Origin of the sequence: Flavobacterium commune (assembly GCF_001857965.1) — a bacterium.
In the GTDB taxonomy this organism is placed as follows: Bacteria; Bacteroidota; Bacteroidia; order Flavobacteriales; family Flavobacteriaceae; genus Flavobacterium; species Flavobacterium commune.
This window is the reverse complement of sequence record NZ_CP017774.1, coordinates 2122897-2139047: the sequence shown is the minus strand read 5'-3', so window position 1 is coordinate 2139047 and position 16151 is coordinate 2122897. Positions and strand designations below refer to the sequence as shown.

Sequence of the window (16151 nt, the reverse complement as noted above, 5' to 3'; positions counted from 1 at the left end):
TTCTTTAAAAAAAGAAATTGCTATAATCTGCATTCAGTCTTATTTGATAACGCCTTCGGTAGTCATTACAATACGTTTTATAGTACCATCATTATTGTATTCTAATTTATCAATACAAACCGATCTACTGTAACTCGAACCATTTGTTTTGATTGCTCCGTTGTGATAAATAAAATAAGGTTTTCCTTTAAACTCTAAAATAGCCTGATGATTCGTATTGCTATTTCCTGCAATTTCATTTAAAATACCTTTGTATTCATAAGGGCCTTCTATATTATCAGCCATTGCGTAGGCAATTTTTTCAGGAAAACCAGTTGCATAACTTAGATAATATTTCCCATTCTTTTTATGAACCCATGGTGCTTCGGTAAATTGCAATCCTTCGAAATCAATTTTCTTAACTGGACCGTCAATTTCAATCATGTTTTCTTTTAGTTTTGCGTAATAGCAAACTCCATTACCCCAAAACAACCAAGCCTGCCCATCATCATCTATAAAAACGGAAGGATCAATACAAGTCCAGGAATGTGTAGATGCAAAACAATCAGCATTAGTCAACAATGGTTTTCCAATAGCATCTTTATAAGGCCCCTGCGGTTTATCAGACACAGCCACCCCTATTCCGGAACCATTAGTACTGATATACCAATAATACTTCCCATTTCTTTTGATGGTTTGACCTGCATAAGCATCATTGGTCTTATCCCATTTAAAATCTTCAATTTTTAACGGCACCGGATATTCCGTCCAATTTTTCAAATCGGTAGTTGAAAAAACCAGCCAATCTTTCAATTTATATCCTTTCTGACCACCTTCAAAATCATGTCCTGTAAACAACCACAAAGTATCTTTTTCAACAAAAGCTGCCGGATCAGCTGTAAACTTATGTTTGATTATTGGATTTCCTTCTGCCTTAAATTGGAATGTTCCATCCTTTGAGGTCAGTAAACTTTGAGGAACACCACCCCATTTTTCATTTAACCTTTTGGCTTCTTCTTTTGTAATGCCAATTACGCTCCCATGTCGCGGGAAGAAATCTTTGGTAAACGATTCGGTTTTATCTGTAAAATGAAACAAATCTTTAGAACGTTGAAATTCATAACGCCCACTGGAATACAAATCATACATTAAAATATATTCGTCGCTATTATTCAATTTAAAAACTGATGAACCTTCTACACCTGTTTTTTTATCGGCATAATAATCTAAATATTCGAAACTTTCTTTCCAGGGTCCTTGAAGCTTCTTACTCGTAGCCTGCTTGATACCATTTTTGATTTCTTTTCCGTTTTCGTCTTTTGTATTTCCTTTATAAAAGAAGTGATACATCCCATCTTTATAAATAATATCGCCATCAATAGCACCGTCTTTTGGACTAAACATCAATTTTGGCTCTTGCTCAAAAGCTGTAAAATCTTTATTGGCATAAGCACAATAGAAATCAAGCTTCTCATTATATTTAAAACGTACCGTAAAATAAATCAGATACTTCTTAGCTTTGGTATCATAAAAAGTCTGTGGAGCCCACACCCATTTGATGTCTTTAAATTTTTTAGGGTATAATTTTTCCAAATCAATTACCGACGATTTCCAATCCAAAAGATTATTAGAATGCATCAAAACAATTCCCGGATTGTAATCCCATCCATTTTTCTTGGTGTTCATATCGGTAGCCGTCATATAAAAACTGTTTCCATCGGCACTTCTAAGAATATGGGGATCCCGAATTCCTCCTGTATTAGAAATATCCTTAGAGGCCACAACAGGCTCATTATTGTTTAACGCTTTCCAGTTCACCGCATCATCACTCACGGCAAAACGCAGTTGTTCTTGTTTTTCGCCTGGCCCTTTGCCTTCAAAATAAGCAAATAAGTAGCCTTCCATTTTTTTATTTTGGGCAAGCAAACCTGAAAAACCTGCAACCGTAAAAAGAATTGTTTTTAATAAATACTTATTCATGTTGTGCTGTTTTTATTTGTCAAATGAAAAATTCATATTCCAATGTTTAGCTAAAAGCTCCGCTTCTTTTTTAGTCAGATGAATTACCGAACCATGCTTTTGAACCGAAAAATTAGTACGTTTCATCACTCCTTCATCAAAATGACCAAGATTAGTAAACGTTTTAAAATCGCTGGTCTCCGCAAATCCGAAGTTGTGTGGATTTACACTAAAAATATCGTACATCAAAACCCATTTATTTTCACCGATACGTTGAAACACATTGGGAGCTTCACATGATTTTTTCTCAAAATCAACTTGCTCAGGCTGGTACACATAACCCGAATTTATTTTATCCGAAAATGCCATTTTAATACCACCCGGATTTTCCTGCGCAACATACATCATACAAAATCTTCCATCAGGAAGTTTAGTAATATCAGCATCTAAAACCTGTTTCGTACTATCCGGATACTCAAAAAGAATTTCCGGAGTTGTTTCCAATGCCGTAAACTCCTTATTCATGTAAGCATAATACAATTTAGTTTTCCCCTTAGCTTTACGCATGGTGAAATAAATCATGATTCTACCTTTTACGTCGTCATAAATCAATTCGGGTGCCCAAACGCAACCTACATTCCACTCCGGATACATCTTGTCAATATCTAAAATAGAATGTGACCAATGAATCAAATCTTTTGATTTCATTAAGACCAAATCCCTATTATTTCCCCAGTCATATTTATCCCCAGGACGTTCCCATTCGGTTTCACGATAACCTTTTTGTTTACCATAAATATGCAAATCGGTCATTGCCAAATAAAAATAGCCATCGTTTCCACGCATGATATAAGGATCACGAATTCCCTTTTGTTCGGCAATAGTATCACCGGCAATAACTGGTTTTGCGTTGTTCACATCGGTAAAAGTATAACCGTCTTTACTTAATGCAAAATACAATCCATGTGTATCATCTTTAAAATAAGTCATTAAATAAGCACTCATTTTCTCTTTTGAAGAGCGATTATTTTTTACTGAACCGCAACTTTGCAAAAAAAGAATTGCTAATAGACACATAACAACTCTTATGGATTCAATACGTTTTAAGAAAATAGGATAAATTGTCGCAGTCATTTTATTTTGGTTTGGTGGTTAATTACTCATTTTAATTTAAGAAAAATAATATCATTTTTCGAAGAGCACAAACATAAGTGTTTTTTTTACATTTATCAAAACATCTTACCATAAAAAAAGCAGCAACTCAAAAGTTACTGCTTTATATAAAATTGTTTGAACAAATTTATTTTAAAAACGAAATCACCATTTGATAAAACAAGGCCGGGTTTTCGGCATGAAGCCAGTGTCCGGCATTTGGAATGGTTTCCAGTTTCATCAATGGAAAATGAATGGCTATATCCTCAACATCTGAATCTAAAATATAATTCGAACTTCCGCCACGAATAAAAAGTGTTGGTTTTTCAAAAACTAATTCTGATGGCAAAGGCACTCCTATTTCTTCAACTTCTTTAGTTAAAATAGCAAGATTAAATCTGAAAGCCAATTGTCCCGGTTCTTGCCAATAGAGGTTTTTCAACAAAAATTGCTTAGTTCCAAAATCGGTGATGTATTGCCCTAAAGTTGCTTCAACATCGGCGCGACTTGGTTTAACCGAAAAATCTACGGCGTTTAATCCTGCCAAAATAGTTTGATGATGTGGCGCATAATACTTAGGGCCAATATCGGCAACAATTAATTTTTCGACCATTTCCGGATATCGGGTTGCAAAAAGCATCGCTATTTTCCCTCCCATCGAGTGCCCTAAAATATTAATAGATTGCAAAGCATGATCCTGACAATAGTCAAAAACATCCTGAACCATTAATTCATAACTAAATGCTGATGATTGAAAACTTCGCCCGTGATTGCGCATATCGAGCATATGAACCTGAAAACCTTCGCCGGCAAATTGCTGCCCTAAAGTTTTCCAATTATCGGACATTCCAAGAAATCCGTGTATGATTAAAAAAGGTTTCCCTTCTCCTTCTATTTTTGAATAAAGCATTTGATTGCAGATTTTAGATTGCAGATTTTAGATTGCAGAAAAAATTTCTGCTTAATCTTCAATCAATTGAAATTATTTTAATTTTCGCAGATACATATTAACCACGTTTTCTAAACCTAAATATAAAGCCTCGGCAATTAAAGCGTGACCAATGGAAACCTCTAATAAGCCGGGAATATTTTCTTTAAAAAACTGAATGTTATCTAAACTTAAATCGTGTCCGGCATTGATACCTAGCCCCAATTCGTTAGCCAAAACAGCCGATTCCACATAAGGAGTAATTCCTTTTTCATTTCCTGCGCTGTATTGATGAGCAAAAGCTTCGGTATATAATTCGATTCTGTCGGTTCCGGTTTTTTTAGCACCTTCAATCATTTCTAATGCTGGGTCAACAAAAATAGAAGTACGAATTCCGTTGCGCTGGAATTCCTGAATCATCTCGGTCAAATAGGCTTGATTTTTTACCGTGTCCCAACCCGCCGAAGAAGTAATGGCACCAATAGCATCGGGAACCAAGGTCACCTGGTCAGGTTTACACTCTAACACTAAATCAATAAAATTATGCTGTGGATTTCCTTCGATATTGAATTCGGTGTAAACAATTGATTTCAAATCGCGGGCATCCTGATAACGGATGTGACGCTCATCGGGACGCGGATGAATGGTGATTCCCTGTCCTCCAAATTTTTGAATATCGCTGGCTACTTTTAATAAATCAGGAACATTTCCTCCCCGGGCATTACGTAAAGTAGCTATTTTATTGATGTTTACACTTAATTTTGTCATTGGAACAATTTTTGATTACGAAAAACTATAATTTGGTTACAAAAATACAAAGTAAAAGCTAGGCGAATTTGCCTTTTTTTGATTATTTTGCATAAAAATTGAGCATTCAAACAAAATGGAAATTACAAACTACATTACCAACGATTTCAAACCCATTGACAGCCAAGAAACTATTGAAGCTGTTAGGGAATTTTTGGGCGATTTCAATTTTTCTCATTTCCCAATAGTTGAAGAAGGTATCTACATAGGAAGTATTTCGGCCGAAGATGTTGAAACTTTTGAAGAAGAAAAAAAAGTTCAGGACTACAGATACAGCCTGGAAACTTTCTTTATCAGGACTGATGCTATCTGGATGGAAGTTTTAGAAGTTTTTGCAAAAAACCATTCGAATTTAATTCCGGTTCTGGACGAGAACAACAAATATGTAGGCTATTATGAAATGGAAGATATTATCAATTTTTTCCACCAAACGCCTTTCATAAAAGAACAGGGAGCCATCGTAAAAATAAAAAAAGGCATTTTGGATTATTCAATGAGTCAAATTACCCAAATTGTTGAAAGCAATAATGGTAAACTCTTAGGATTGTTTATCTCAGAATCCGATATTGACAGCGTTGAAGTAACCATAAAAATCAGTTCGGGAGCTATCAATGAAATCATCCAGACTTTTAGAAGATACAATTACGAAATTATCTCCGAACACCACGAAGACTCATATATTACTAACTTAAAAGAACGTTCAGACTATTTAGACAAATATCTTAACATGTAAACCCAATGAAAATAGCCATTTACGGTCAATATTATCAAAATAGTACAGAACCAATCATAAAAGACATCTTTGTGTTTTTTAACAAAAGAAATATAGAAATAGTCATCGAATCTAAGTTCTTAGCTTTAATTCAGGAAAAAAAAATAATCGAAAAGGAATACAAAACCTTTTGTTCCCACACCGAATTGGATTCGAGTTTTGATATGCTTTTAAGTATTGGAGGGGACGGAACCATTTTAAGAGCTGCTACGCTGGTTAGAAATTCCGGAATTCCAATATTAGGGATTAACGCAGGAAGACTGGGCTTTTTGGCTACAGTTCAAAAAGAAAAAATCGACGAATTTTTACAAATTGTAATCGATAAAAAATATACTCTTTCTAAAAGAACGCTGTTAAGCCTAACTGCAACACCGGAAAACGAAGCTTTAAACGACATCAACTTTGCCATGAACGAGGTTTCTGTTAGTCGAAAAGACACCACATCGATGATAACGATAGAAACTTATCTCAATGGAGAAATTCTAAACTCCTACTGGGCTGACGGACTTATCATTTCGACACCTACAGGATCCACAGGTTATTCTTTGAGTTGTGGTGGTCCCATTTTAACTCCTGATGTAAAAAGCTTAGTCATTACACCTATTGCCCCTCATAATCTTAACGCAAGACCACTTGTAATTCCTGACGAAACTGAAATCATGCTAAAGGTTTCGGGTAGAGAAGAAAATTATTTGGTTTCTTTGGATTCCAGAATTACATCTATAGGAAACGAATCGGTTTTAACAATTAAAAAAACACCATTCCAAATTAATATGGTCGAAATACCTAACGAAACTTTCTTAAAAACCTTAAGAAGCAAATTGCTTTGGGGAGAAGACAAAAGAAATTAGTTTTTTTTATCTGCTAATTTATACAATACCATCAAAATTTATCGTTTAAGTATAAGCAAAACGAGTTCTGATTAAGATAAATGGATTTTTTTTCAAAAAAAAGTACATTTATTTTAATGAGCATTGTTTCGTATTGATAATTATTATATTTGCAGAATTTTCTATGAAAATGAAAAAATTTTTAAGCGTAATAATAGGTTTATTGCTAAGCGTGAGTTTACAGGCACAAATACACGAAATAGGAGTTTTTATTGGCGGAAGCAACTACATTGGCGATGTAGGTTCGACCACTTATATCGCTCCTAACGAACCTACTTTTGGCGTTTTATACAAATGGAACAAAAGTCCCAGACATTCCTGGAGAATCTCCTATTCACAGTCCACAATAACTGCTGATGATCGCGATTCTGAAGAACCTGGCAGAAGTCTGAGAGGCTATCATTTTGAAAATAGCATAAAAGAACTATCTTTAGCCCTTGAATTCAACTTTTTCGATTTTGATCTTCATACTTTAGACCGTAAAATCACACCTTATGTGTCTTCGGGAATAAATTTTTTAAGGTATGACGACTTATATATCGAACTGGGGGAAACAAAAAAAAATAACGGAAGAAGCGGCATTGCAATTCCGATGATTGTAGGAATAAAATCCAAAATTTCAAGGAGTTTTGTATTAGGAGTTGAGGCTGGAGCGCGCTATACATTTACTGACAATCTTGACGGCAGCAACCCTAAAGAAAACAGCTTAAGTGTATTGCGTTTTGGAAATTTAAATAATAATGATTGGTATGTTTTTTCGGGGATAACATTAACTTATACCTTTGGCGAAAAACCTTGCTACTGTGCACAATAAAAAATGAGCGTACTGGACACTTTAAATAAAAATAATTTACCTAAACACCTTGCTATCATCATGGATGGTAATGGTCGTTGGGCTAAAAAACAAGGCTTATTAAGAACAATAGGCCATGAAAACGGCACAAAATCAGTAAAAATAACTATAGAAAACTGTGTTAAATTAGGCATTGAAAACTTAACATTATATGCGTTTTCTACCGAAAACTGGAACAGACCCAAGCTTGAGGTAGATACCCTGATGAAAATTTTGATTAAGTCATTGCAAAAAGAGTTCATTACTTTTCAGGAAAACAATATCAAACTCAATACCATCGGAAACTTAGAGATGATGCCAAAATCAGCTCAAAAAGAACTTCTGGAGGTTATGGAAAAAACAAAAAACAATACCCGAATGACCTTAACACTAGCCCTCAGTTATGGTTCAAGAGAGGAAATAGTCAATGCGGTAAAGAAGATTTCTGATAAAGTTAAAAATAATATAATTTCAATTGACGCTATTGACGATTCAATTATAAATGAGCATCTTTACACGCAAAATCTACCCGATGTAGATTTATTAATTAGAACAAGTGGAGAACACAGAATAAGCAATTTCTTACTATGGCAAATTGCTTATGCTGAATTATTTTTTTCTGAAGTTATGTGGCCTGATTTCAGAGAAGAGCACCTCTATGAGGCACTCATGAGTTATCAAAAAAGAGAACGTAGATTTGGAAAAACAAGTGAACAAATTAAATAATTTTTTAGTGTTGAATAAAAGTATCAAGGCATTACTTACCCTAGTATTTCTGGGAAGTTTTTCACAAATTAAGGCACAAGACAGAGTACCATTTGACCAAGGAAAAAAATACATTTTAGCCAAGGTTGAATTGACCAATAAGATCAGTTTTAACGACCAAACAGTAGTTACTTTTGCCGGTTTGCAAAAAGGGCAGGAAATTACAGTACCAGGAGAAGAAATAAGCTCGGCTATCAAAAAACTAGGAAAACTAGGCCTTTTTGACGAAATTTCCTTTTACGTTAATCGTATTGAAAACGACAGTATCTATCTGGATTTAGACATCAAAGAACTTCCTAAACTAAATGATGTCAAATTTGTAGGCGTTAAAAAAAGCAAAACCGAAGCTTTAATCAAGGATAACAGCCTTACAAAAGGAAAAGTAGTAAACGAAAACCTGATTACCACTACTAAAAACTACATCGAAAACAAGTATAAAAAAGACGGTTTTTTTAATACTAAAGTCAATATCAACACAGTAAAAGACACCTCGGCCATCAATCAGGTTAATATGGTGGTGAGTGTTGACAAAGGTGATAAAATAAAAATCAGCAGTATCGATTTTACGGGAAACAGCAAGATTTCAGACAAAAAGCTGCGTAAAGCAATGAAGGATACTAAGCAAAAAAATCCTATTCGTTTACTAAAAGCATCTAAATTTGTTAAAGACAAATACAAAAAAGACTTAGAAAAAGTAATCGAAAGTTACAAAGAAAAAGGATACCGCGATGCCCGTATCGTATCAGACACTGTAGCTTACAATAAAGAAAACAACACCTTAGCCATTAAAGTAAATGTCGAAGAAGGTAACAAATACTACTTTGGAAACATTAAATTCTTAGGTAACTCTGTTTATTCTGATCAGTTTTTGAACCGAATTTTGGGTATTAAAAAAGGAGAAACATACAACGGTGTATTACTTGAAAAAAGAATTGCCGACAAAACAAAACCTGACGGAGAAGATATCACCAACTTATATCAAAACAATGGTTATTTATTCTCTAACATCAATGCGGTAGAGGTAAAAACAGCCAATGACACTATCGATTTTGAAGTAAGAGTTACCGAAGGGCCACTGGCATATTTTAACCACATTACTGTAGTTGGTAACGACAAAACTAACGACCGTGTAATTTACAGAGAATTAAGAACAAAACCGGGTGAAAAATACAGCAAAGAAGAACTGGTAAGAACAGTACGTGAAATAGGTCAATTAGGATATTTTGACCCTGAAGCTATTGATCCAAAATTCAAAAATGTTGATGGAGCTGCAGGAACAGTTGATATTGAATACAACTTAGTCGAAAAAGGATCCAGCCAAATCGAACTTCAGGGTGGTTACGGCGGAGGTGGTTTCATTGGAACCTTAGGACTTTCGTTCAATAACTTCTCGGCGAGAAATATTGCAAACAAAGCAGCATACAAACCATTACCAATGGGTGATGGACAAAAAGTATCCTTACGTTTACAAGGAAGTACTTATTTCCAAACCTATAGTGTTTCGTTTTCTGAGCCTTGGTTTGGACAAAAAAAACCGGTACAATTCAGTTCATCCATTTCATACAGTAAACAATTCTTAAACAACTTTATCACTTTTGATGTTGATAAATCAAGAAGCTTTAACATTTTTACAGTATCGGTAGGTCTTGCAAAACGTTTGACTGTTCCTGATGATTTCTTTGTATTATCACAATCTGTAAGTTACCAGCATTATGATTTGAATAATTACAACACAGGATTATTTACCTTTGGAAACGGTTCTTCAAGAAACTTAGCTTATACAATAGGACTTACAAGAAACAACAAAGGGGTAAATCCTATTTTCCCAACTTACGGTTCTGAATTTAGTTTTTCGGCAAAAGTTACTCCTCCATATTCATTATTTAACGGGGTAGATTATGGCGATTTAAAAAATCAAGAAGCTTACAAATTGAAATATGACTCAAAAAATCCCGTAACACTTGATCAAAGTATTAGCACGGTTTCTGATGGAGATTATTTAAAAGAAACGTTTAAAGATTCAGGAATTTACAAGAGAGTAGACTCAGCAGCAGATGCTTCAGCTGATGATGCCAAAGTAGATCAGAAGAAATACAATTGGTTAGAATATTACAAAATTAAATTCAAAGCCGATTGGTATACCAAAGTTTATGGTAAATTTGTTTTAAGAACATTAACTGAATTTGGATTCCTTGGTGCTTATAATCAGGATAGAGGTTTAGTTCCTTTTGAAAGATTTTTTGTGGGTGGAGATGGTATGGCCAACTTTGCAATGGACGGTAGAGAAACTGTTCAGTTAAGAGGATACCCTAACAGCTCGCTGACACCTCTTCAAGACGGAGTACAAGTAGGAGCAACAGTTTATAATAAATTCTCTATGGAATTACGTTATCCTATAACATTAAAAGCAGCAGCATCTATTTATGCACTGGCTTTTTTAGAAGCGGGTAATGCTTTCAACAATTTTAAAACTTATAATCCGTTTGATATTAAACGTTCGGCAGGAGTTGGTTTAAGAGTATTTATGCCGGCATTTGGATTATTAGGAATTGATTTTGCACATGGATTTGATGCCTTACCGGGATTAAACACTCCAAACGGTTGGGAAACTCACTTCATTATTGGGCAACAATTTTAAAACTGCTTACTGATTTTCTAATACTTTAAGTTATGAGAAAACATTTTTTATTTCTATTTTTAGCCGCGATTGCTGCAAACAGCCTTCATTCGCAAACTCGTGGAAACAGAGTGGGTTTTATTGATATGGAATACATTTTACAAAATGTAAAGAGTTATAACGAATCCAATTCACTTTTGGAAGAAAAAGCAGAAAAGTGGAAGCAGGAAATAGAAACTAAAAAATTAGAAATAAACAAAATCAAAGAAGCACTTACAGCCGAAAAAGCTTTGCTAACCAAATCATTAATTGAAGAAAGAGAAACAGAAATCAGTTTTCTGGAAAATGAATTATTAGAATTACAACAAAAAAGATTTGGTCCAAATGGTTTACTGATGAGTCAAAAAACATTATTAGTAAAACCTATACAAGACCAAGTTTTTACAGCAGTTCAGGATATTGCCGAAGCAAAAAAATACGATTTTATCTTTGACAAATCATCCGATTTAACGATGATTTTTGCTGACAAAAGATTTGACATAAGCGATCAGGTACTACGAATAATTACCCGAACCGAAAAAAGAGAACAGCTAAGCAAAAAAGAATTAGCAGCCGAAGAAGAAAAAGAAAACAAAGAAGACGCTATAGACGAGAATCCAAATCTTGCTCAAAGACAAAAAATATTAGACGAAAGAAAGGCAGCAAGAGACAAAATACTGGAAGACAGAAAGCTGGCGCAAGAACAAAAGAAACTGGAATACGAACAAAGAAGACAAAAAATTCTGGACGACAGAGCCGCTAAAAAAAATGGCACGGTTTCTGAAACAGCTAAAACTGAGGTTCAAAAAGTTGCAACAAATGACTCTCCAAGCGAAGCTGAATTAGCCAAACAAAAAGCTGCTGATGCTAAAGCAAAAACACTTGAAGAAAGAAACAAAATTATTGAAGACCGTAAAAAAGAATTAGAAGAAAGAAGACAAAAAGTTCTTGATGACAGAGCAGCTGCTGCAGCTGCTAAAAAAGCAAATACTGTTCCTGAAACAGCTAAAGCTGAAGTTACTAAAGACACAACAGTACAAACGCAGACTGAAGCAGAATTAGCCAAACAAAAAGCAGAAGAAGCTAAAACAAAAACTCTGGAAGAAAGAAAAAAAATTATTGAAGATCGCAAAAAAGCGTTAGAAGAAAGAAGATTACAAATTATTAAACAAAGAGACTCTATCAAAGCTGCTAGAGAGGAAAAACTTAAACAATAAATTAATTACTTAATATTTTAAAACCAATGAAACAAATTAAAACTTTATTAATTGCTGCTCTTTTCGTTTTTGGAGCAAACCAAACCATCAATGCACAAGCAAAGGTAGCACATGTAGATACAGGTGAAATTATGGGAAAAATGCCAGCTATGCTAGATGCTCAAAGCCAATTAGAAAAATTAAGCACTACATACGATGCAGATTACAAAAAAATGGTAGAAGAATACCAGGCTAAATTGAAAAAATACGAAGCTGAATCTACAACAGTAACTGAAGCTGTAAACACTGAGCGTGGTAAAGAAGTTCAGGACATGCAAAAAAGAATTGTTGACTTTAGAGATAACGCTCAAAAAGAATTACAACAAAAAGAATCAGACATCGTAAAACCATTAATGGAAAAAGTAAGAGCTGCTATCCAAAAAGTAGGTAAAGCTAAAGGATTCCAATATGTTTTAGATAGTACTAATCTTTTATTAGCTGATGGTCCAAACATCACTGCTGACGTTAAAAAAGACTTAGGATTCTAATTTACAATCTTATAAAATCAAAAAAACCGCTCTTTTTCTACACGAAATTGAGCGGTTTTTTTTATGCTTAATTTTTAGGAAAATTAATCCGTAGCTATTAAATTTGTTTCAATGGACAACAACAAACCCATAGGTATTTTTGACTCCGGTATAGGAGGAACTTCAATCTGGAGGGAGATTCACAATCTCTTGCCCAATGAAAAAACCATTTATTTAGCCGATAGCAAAAATGCCCCTTATGGAGAAAAATCCAAAGAAGAAATCATTCGATTAAGCATGAAAAATACCGATTTCCTGCTTAATATGAATTGCAAACTCATTGTTGTAGCCTGCAACACCGCTACCACTAATGCTATACGGGAATTAAGAGCGCATTATGATGTTCCTTTCATTGGAATTGAACCAGCTATAAAGCCTGCCGCAATACACTCAAAAACACAAGTCATAGGCATACTGGCAACTAAAGGAACCTTGAATAGCGAGCTGTTTAACAAAACCACCGAAATGTTCTATCACACTAAAATTATAGAACAAATAGGTTACGGACTGGTAGAATTAATCGAAAATGGACAAATGGAATCCCCAGAGATGACACAGTTGCTTCAATCTTACCTTAATCCTATGATTGACGCTAATATTGATTTTCTTGTACTGGGCTGTAGTCATTATCCGTATCTCATCCCTCAAATAAGAACTATTCTTCCCGATCATATTGAGATAATCGACTCCGGTTTGGCCGTGGCAAGACAAACACAAAATCTATTAAACCAAATCGGTTTTAATAGTGATAACAACAAGCAGCCCATTTTTTACACTAATACTAACCCTAAAGTGTTGCAAAACATTTTAGGCAGCAAGTACATCGTACAAGAAAAAGATTTTTAGATTATTCGATTTTTCTCTTTACAAACCAAATTCCGTCTAAAGATAAGTTTACTGATAACTTATGATAATTTTCCTTAATCAAACCATTACTTATTCTGCCTTTTTGTCCGTAGGAATACGAAATATTAAGAGTCGAAAAAGTATTTTCGATAGGCAGGGAAACCCCAAAAGAAAGCGCCTTATTTTCAATACGTTTATTGTCTATTTCTAAAAAACCGGTATCATAATTCATTCCTGCCGAAAACTGAATGCGATCAAAATAATTTCTTAAATTTTTACCCTTTCGATAAGAAAACCCCAATTTGAATTTATCCTGATTCAAATAATTCCCATACATTGTATTTTGATTTGTATTTTCCCAAAAGGCTTTCTCATAATCGGCACTTACGCCGAATTTGTTTTTAAACATTTTATGAAAACCCACCGAAAACTCAGAAGGCAAGTAGAAATCATCAACATCTGAAGCTACATCAGTTTCAATTGTATTCGAAGCATCTAAGTCAGCATTGTAAGATACCACCGATTGTACTTTAGTAGCATTAACTTTAGAAGCCGATTTAAAAACAGCTCCAATTGTAAAGGTAGAATCCACCTTAAATTGCCAACCTAAATTGAGTCGAACACCACTATAACTAGATTCTTTGTCAATAGTAGTTTGCGAATTAGCAATTAGATATTCTCTATTATCAGTTGTACTCCCAAAAAGGACTGAAGTAGTCAAACCTAAGCCTAACTTTTTACCAATTCGATGACCATAAGAAATATCAAAATTGTTCAACCCTCCTGTTCCTGTTGCACTCAAAGTATATTCTTCGTTGCTGTCCTGAATAGGCAGTTTATAATCAGAAATTTTAAATCCCGCACTGGAATACGGTTTTAAAGCAAGACTAAACGCCGATTTTGTACTCAATGGAAAAGCAAAAGCAATATGCGAAAACTGGACATTATTTCGATTCTCTTTTTTAGACAAATCCTGATAAGAAGTCTGTATTGCCTTCCCACCTACATCAAACAAAAAATGATTTCGATAACTAAATCCCAATGAAGCCGGATTCAAATTATTGATAAATCGTTCCGAAGGCAAAGCAACTCCCGAAGAACCCATAGCCGAAATAGTTCCAAAATCAGAATCATACAAGCTGCCTAAACCGTATATCGAATAAGGAGAGCTGGACAAACTTTGTGAAAATGCACTAAAAGAAGCCAAAATCAAAAAGAATAAAAAAGTGAATTTATTTTTCATCTAATAAGAGATATAGTAAATTTTCAATTGAACTTTATTTCCGGTATTCTTTTGATTTCCTAAAACCAACCTGTTTACCGCCTTGGAAATATTAGGAATAGTCAGGATAAGAGCCGACTTAGAATCGGATTGTTTCATCATTTCCGATTGCATAAAAGTCCCCAGAGGTATGCTGTAGCCAATATTTTCATCAAATTCATCCTCCGTTTTATTAAGTACCGCATAAATAGGAGTTCCGGCCGCCGAATTGAGCGTACCCCCTATCCGATTTAATTGATCGGCAACATACACATTTAGCGAATCGGCTAACGGATACGTTTTAGAATAAGTATTATTTACCGGACGAATAATTAATTGAGCATCAACAATTGCACCTTTTTCGGCAATGTATTTTAATTCTTTTATATTAGGAAAATCAACCCTGCAAGCCAGTCCTGTTCCTGATTGAATAAAAGACTTGTTTTCGGTTAAATCACTCGATAGTCTCGCTGTAGTACCCGGCAAACTGCTCAAAATAGTCCCTGTCCTGTCTAAGGAAATTCGGTTATACTGTTTAGAATAATCACCTATGGTGAATTCTTTTAAAATCGAGGTTTCTGAATCGCTTACTTTTTTCGAATAATACAATTGTAATTTACTTGTAACTCCATACCCCATTACACAAGCAGAAGTAGCCGTAGTGGATTGAATAACCAAACCTTTAAAATACTCCACAAATTCTTCCTGAGTAGTAATCTCACGCTTTTTTAGTTTTTGAAAAAGAGCATCACCAAAAGTATTATCTAATTTGACAAAAATAGAATCCTGTCTAAGCGGCTTTGGTAAAAACGAAGCTGTACCCAAACTCAAACCGTCATAAGTCAAATTCGAATTATTATAAAAACTATCATCATCCAAATTAGGATTCACTTTCTGCAACAAACGATGAACACTTATCGATTGCACTTTAGTAGTATCACCATAATAATATTTATCCGGAATTAAAACCATTCGGATAGAATCAAAAACATAATTAGCACCTTCTGTATCCGAACTTGTAGTTTGCAAATTATAACCCGAAGCCGTAAGCTGGAAATAACTGTCTGATTTTACTTTTCCAAAAATGGGATCATCATAATTCCCCAAAAGTATTCTGCTTTGATTAGAAGTTACCAATGAATCAAAATTGATTGTCGAAACTTCAACTGTTGCGGTATCAATCAAAATCACCTTATTAGTTACCGATAAATTATCTGAACCCACCACAAATTCTCCCGCATCTACATCGGAGTCACAACAAACAAACAGCACTCCAAGAAACAACATAATATATAATCTATACATAAAATATTTTTGGACAAATATAGCAGAGCACTATTTACAAAGCCTAACAACATATACAAGCAAGGATTTTGCATCTATAAAAAGCCTTTTTTAATCTATAAAGACAAATTCAATTGCGCTAATGAATTCGACCATACAAATCGGCAATCTGTCTATAAAAAACAGCCGTCTATATATCTTCTTTTTTTAAAATAGACAGAGCATCTACTTTTGGCT

At 34.4% G+C, this 16151-nt stretch carries 14 protein-coding genes; 8 read left to right on the top strand and 6 right to left on the bottom strand.

The window, feature by feature from the left end:
- Positions 1-39: 39 nt before the first annotated feature.
- The 4 genes from BIW12_RS08930 to BIW12_RS08915 form a co-directional block, all read right to left on the bottom strand.
- The gene (locus tag BIW12_RS08930) at positions 40-1959 is read right to left on the bottom strand and encodes a family 43 glycosylhydrolase (protein ID WP_157499515.1); all 1920 of its coding nucleotides are present in this window, start codon (positions 1957-1959) and stop codon (positions 40-42) included.
- Positions 1960-1971: 12 nt separating this feature from the next.
- Positions 1972-3072, bottom strand: a complete 1101-nt coding sequence (locus BIW12_RS08925) for a glycoside hydrolase family 43 protein (RefSeq protein ID WP_083382087.1) — start codon at positions 3070-3072, stop codon at positions 1972-1974.
- 166 nt (positions 3073-3238) lie between these two features.
- Positions 3239-4000, bottom strand: a complete 762-nt coding sequence (locus tag BIW12_RS08920; RefSeq protein ID WP_071184803.1) for an alpha/beta fold hydrolase — start codon at positions 3998-4000, stop codon at positions 3239-3241.
- Between the two features lie 72 nt (positions 4001-4072).
- Positions 4073-4786, bottom strand: a complete 714-nt coding sequence (locus tag BIW12_RS08915; protein ID WP_071184802.1) for a pyridoxine 5'-phosphate synthase — start codon at positions 4784-4786, stop codon at positions 4073-4075.
- 115 nt (positions 4787-4901) lie between these two features.
- On the opposite strand from BIW12_RS08915, the gene BIW12_RS08910 reads away from it, so the two are divergent.
- The 8 genes from BIW12_RS08910 (at position 4902) to murI (ending at position 13369) form a co-directional block, all read left to right on the top strand.
- Complete coding sequence (locus BIW12_RS08910) at positions 4902-5558, top strand: CBS domain-containing protein (protein ID WP_071184801.1); 657 nt, start codon at positions 4902-4904, stop codon at positions 5556-5558.
- Positions 5559-5563: 5 nt separating this feature from the next.
- Positions 5564-6448 carry an NAD kinase gene (locus BIW12_RS08905; protein ID WP_071184800.1) on the top strand — a complete coding sequence of 295 codons (885 nt, stop codon included), beginning with the start codon at positions 5564-5566 and terminating at the stop codon, positions 6446-6448.
- Between the two features lie 169 nt (positions 6449-6617).
- On the top strand, positions 6618-7301 hold the full coding sequence (gene porG, locus BIW12_RS08900) for a type IX secretion system protein PorG (protein ID WP_071186259.1): 684 nt from the start codon (positions 6618-6620) through the stop codon (positions 7299-7301).
- Positions 7302-7304: 3 nt separating this feature from the next.
- A complete protein-coding gene (locus BIW12_RS08895) occupies positions 7305-8045 on the top strand; it encodes an isoprenyl transferase (RefSeq protein ID WP_071184799.1) in 741 nt (246 codons plus the stop codon).
- 7 nt (positions 8046-8052) lie between these two features.
- Entirely contained in the window at positions 8053-10722 is a 2670-nt protein-coding gene (locus BIW12_RS08890) for a BamA/OMP85 family outer membrane protein (RefSeq protein ID WP_232227069.1), read from the top strand.
- A gap of 32 nt (positions 10723-10754) precedes the next feature.
- The gene (locus tag BIW12_RS08885; RefSeq protein ID WP_071184797.1) at positions 10755-11957 is read left to right on the top strand and encodes an OmpH family outer membrane protein; all 1203 of its coding nucleotides are present in this window, start codon (positions 10755-10757) and stop codon (positions 11955-11957) included.
- 26 nt (positions 11958-11983) lie between these two features.
- The gene (locus BIW12_RS08880) at positions 11984-12484 is read left to right on the top strand and encodes an OmpH family outer membrane protein (protein WP_071184796.1); all 501 of its coding nucleotides are present in this window, start codon (positions 11984-11986) and stop codon (positions 12482-12484) included.
- 111 nt (positions 12485-12595) lie between these two features.
- The gene (gene murI, locus BIW12_RS08875) at positions 12596-13369 is read left to right on the top strand and encodes a glutamate racemase (RefSeq protein ID WP_071184795.1); all 774 of its coding nucleotides are present in this window, start codon (positions 12596-12598) and stop codon (positions 13367-13369) included.
- Position 13370: 1 nt separating this feature from the next.
- On the opposite strand, the gene BIW12_RS08870 is transcribed toward murI, so the two are convergent.
- On the bottom strand, positions 13371-14612 hold the full coding sequence (locus BIW12_RS08870; RefSeq protein ID WP_071184794.1) for an OmpP1/FadL family transporter: 1242 nt from the start codon (positions 14610-14612) through the stop codon (positions 13371-13373).
- On the bottom strand, positions 14613-15935 hold the full coding sequence (locus tag BIW12_RS08865; protein WP_071184793.1) for a DUF4270 family protein: 1323 nt from the start codon (positions 15933-15935) through the stop codon (positions 14613-14615). It abuts the gene before it with no gap.
- Between the last annotated feature and the right edge of the window lie 216 nt (positions 15936-16151).

What these genes read in the sequence shown, in the direction of transcription:
- BIW12_RS08930 (WP_157499515.1), bottom strand. Translation starts at nt 1,959, where the DNA reads ATGAATAAGTATTTATTAAAAACAATTCTTTTTACGGTTGCAGGTTTT.
- BIW12_RS08925 (WP_083382087.1), bottom strand. Translation starts at nt 3,072, where the DNA reads ATGACTGCGACAATTTATCCTATTTTCTTAAAACGTATTGAATCCATA.
- BIW12_RS08920 (WP_071184803.1), bottom strand. Translation starts at nt 4,000, where the DNA reads ATGCTTTATTCAAAAATAGAAGGAGAAGGGAAACCTTTTTTAATCATA.
- BIW12_RS08915 (WP_071184802.1), bottom strand. Translation starts at nt 4,786, where the DNA reads ATGACAAAATTAAGTGTAAACATCAATAAAATAGCTACTTTACGTAAT.
- BIW12_RS08910 (WP_071184801.1), top strand. Translation starts at nt 4,902, where the DNA reads ATGGAAATTACAAACTACATTACCAACGATTTCAAACCCATTGACAGC.
- BIW12_RS08905 (WP_071184800.1), top strand. Translation starts at nt 5,564, where the DNA reads ATGAAAATAGCCATTTACGGTCAATATTATCAAAATAGTACAGAACCA.
- porG (WP_071186259.1), top strand. Translation starts at nt 6,618, where the DNA reads ATGAAAAAATTTTTAAGCGTAATAATAGGTTTATTGCTAAGCGTGAGT.
- BIW12_RS08895 (WP_071184799.1), top strand. Translation starts at nt 7,305, where the DNA reads ATGAGCGTACTGGACACTTTAAATAAAAATAATTTACCTAAACACCTT.
- BIW12_RS08885 (WP_071184797.1), top strand. Translation starts at nt 10,755, where the DNA reads ATGAGAAAACATTTTTTATTTCTATTTTTAGCCGCGATTGCTGCAAAC.
- BIW12_RS08880 (WP_071184796.1), top strand. Translation starts at nt 11,984, where the DNA reads ATGAAACAAATTAAAACTTTATTAATTGCTGCTCTTTTCGTTTTTGGA.
- murI (WP_071184795.1), top strand. Translation starts at nt 12,596, where the DNA reads ATGGACAACAACAAACCCATAGGTATTTTTGACTCCGGTATAGGAGGA.
- BIW12_RS08870 (WP_071184794.1), bottom strand. Translation starts at nt 14,612, where the DNA reads ATGAAAAATAAATTCACTTTTTTATTCTTTTTGATTTTGGCTTCTTTT.
- BIW12_RS08865 (WP_071184793.1), bottom strand. Translation starts at nt 15,935, where the DNA reads ATGTATAGATTATATATTATGTTGTTTCTTGGAGTGCTGTTTGTTTGT.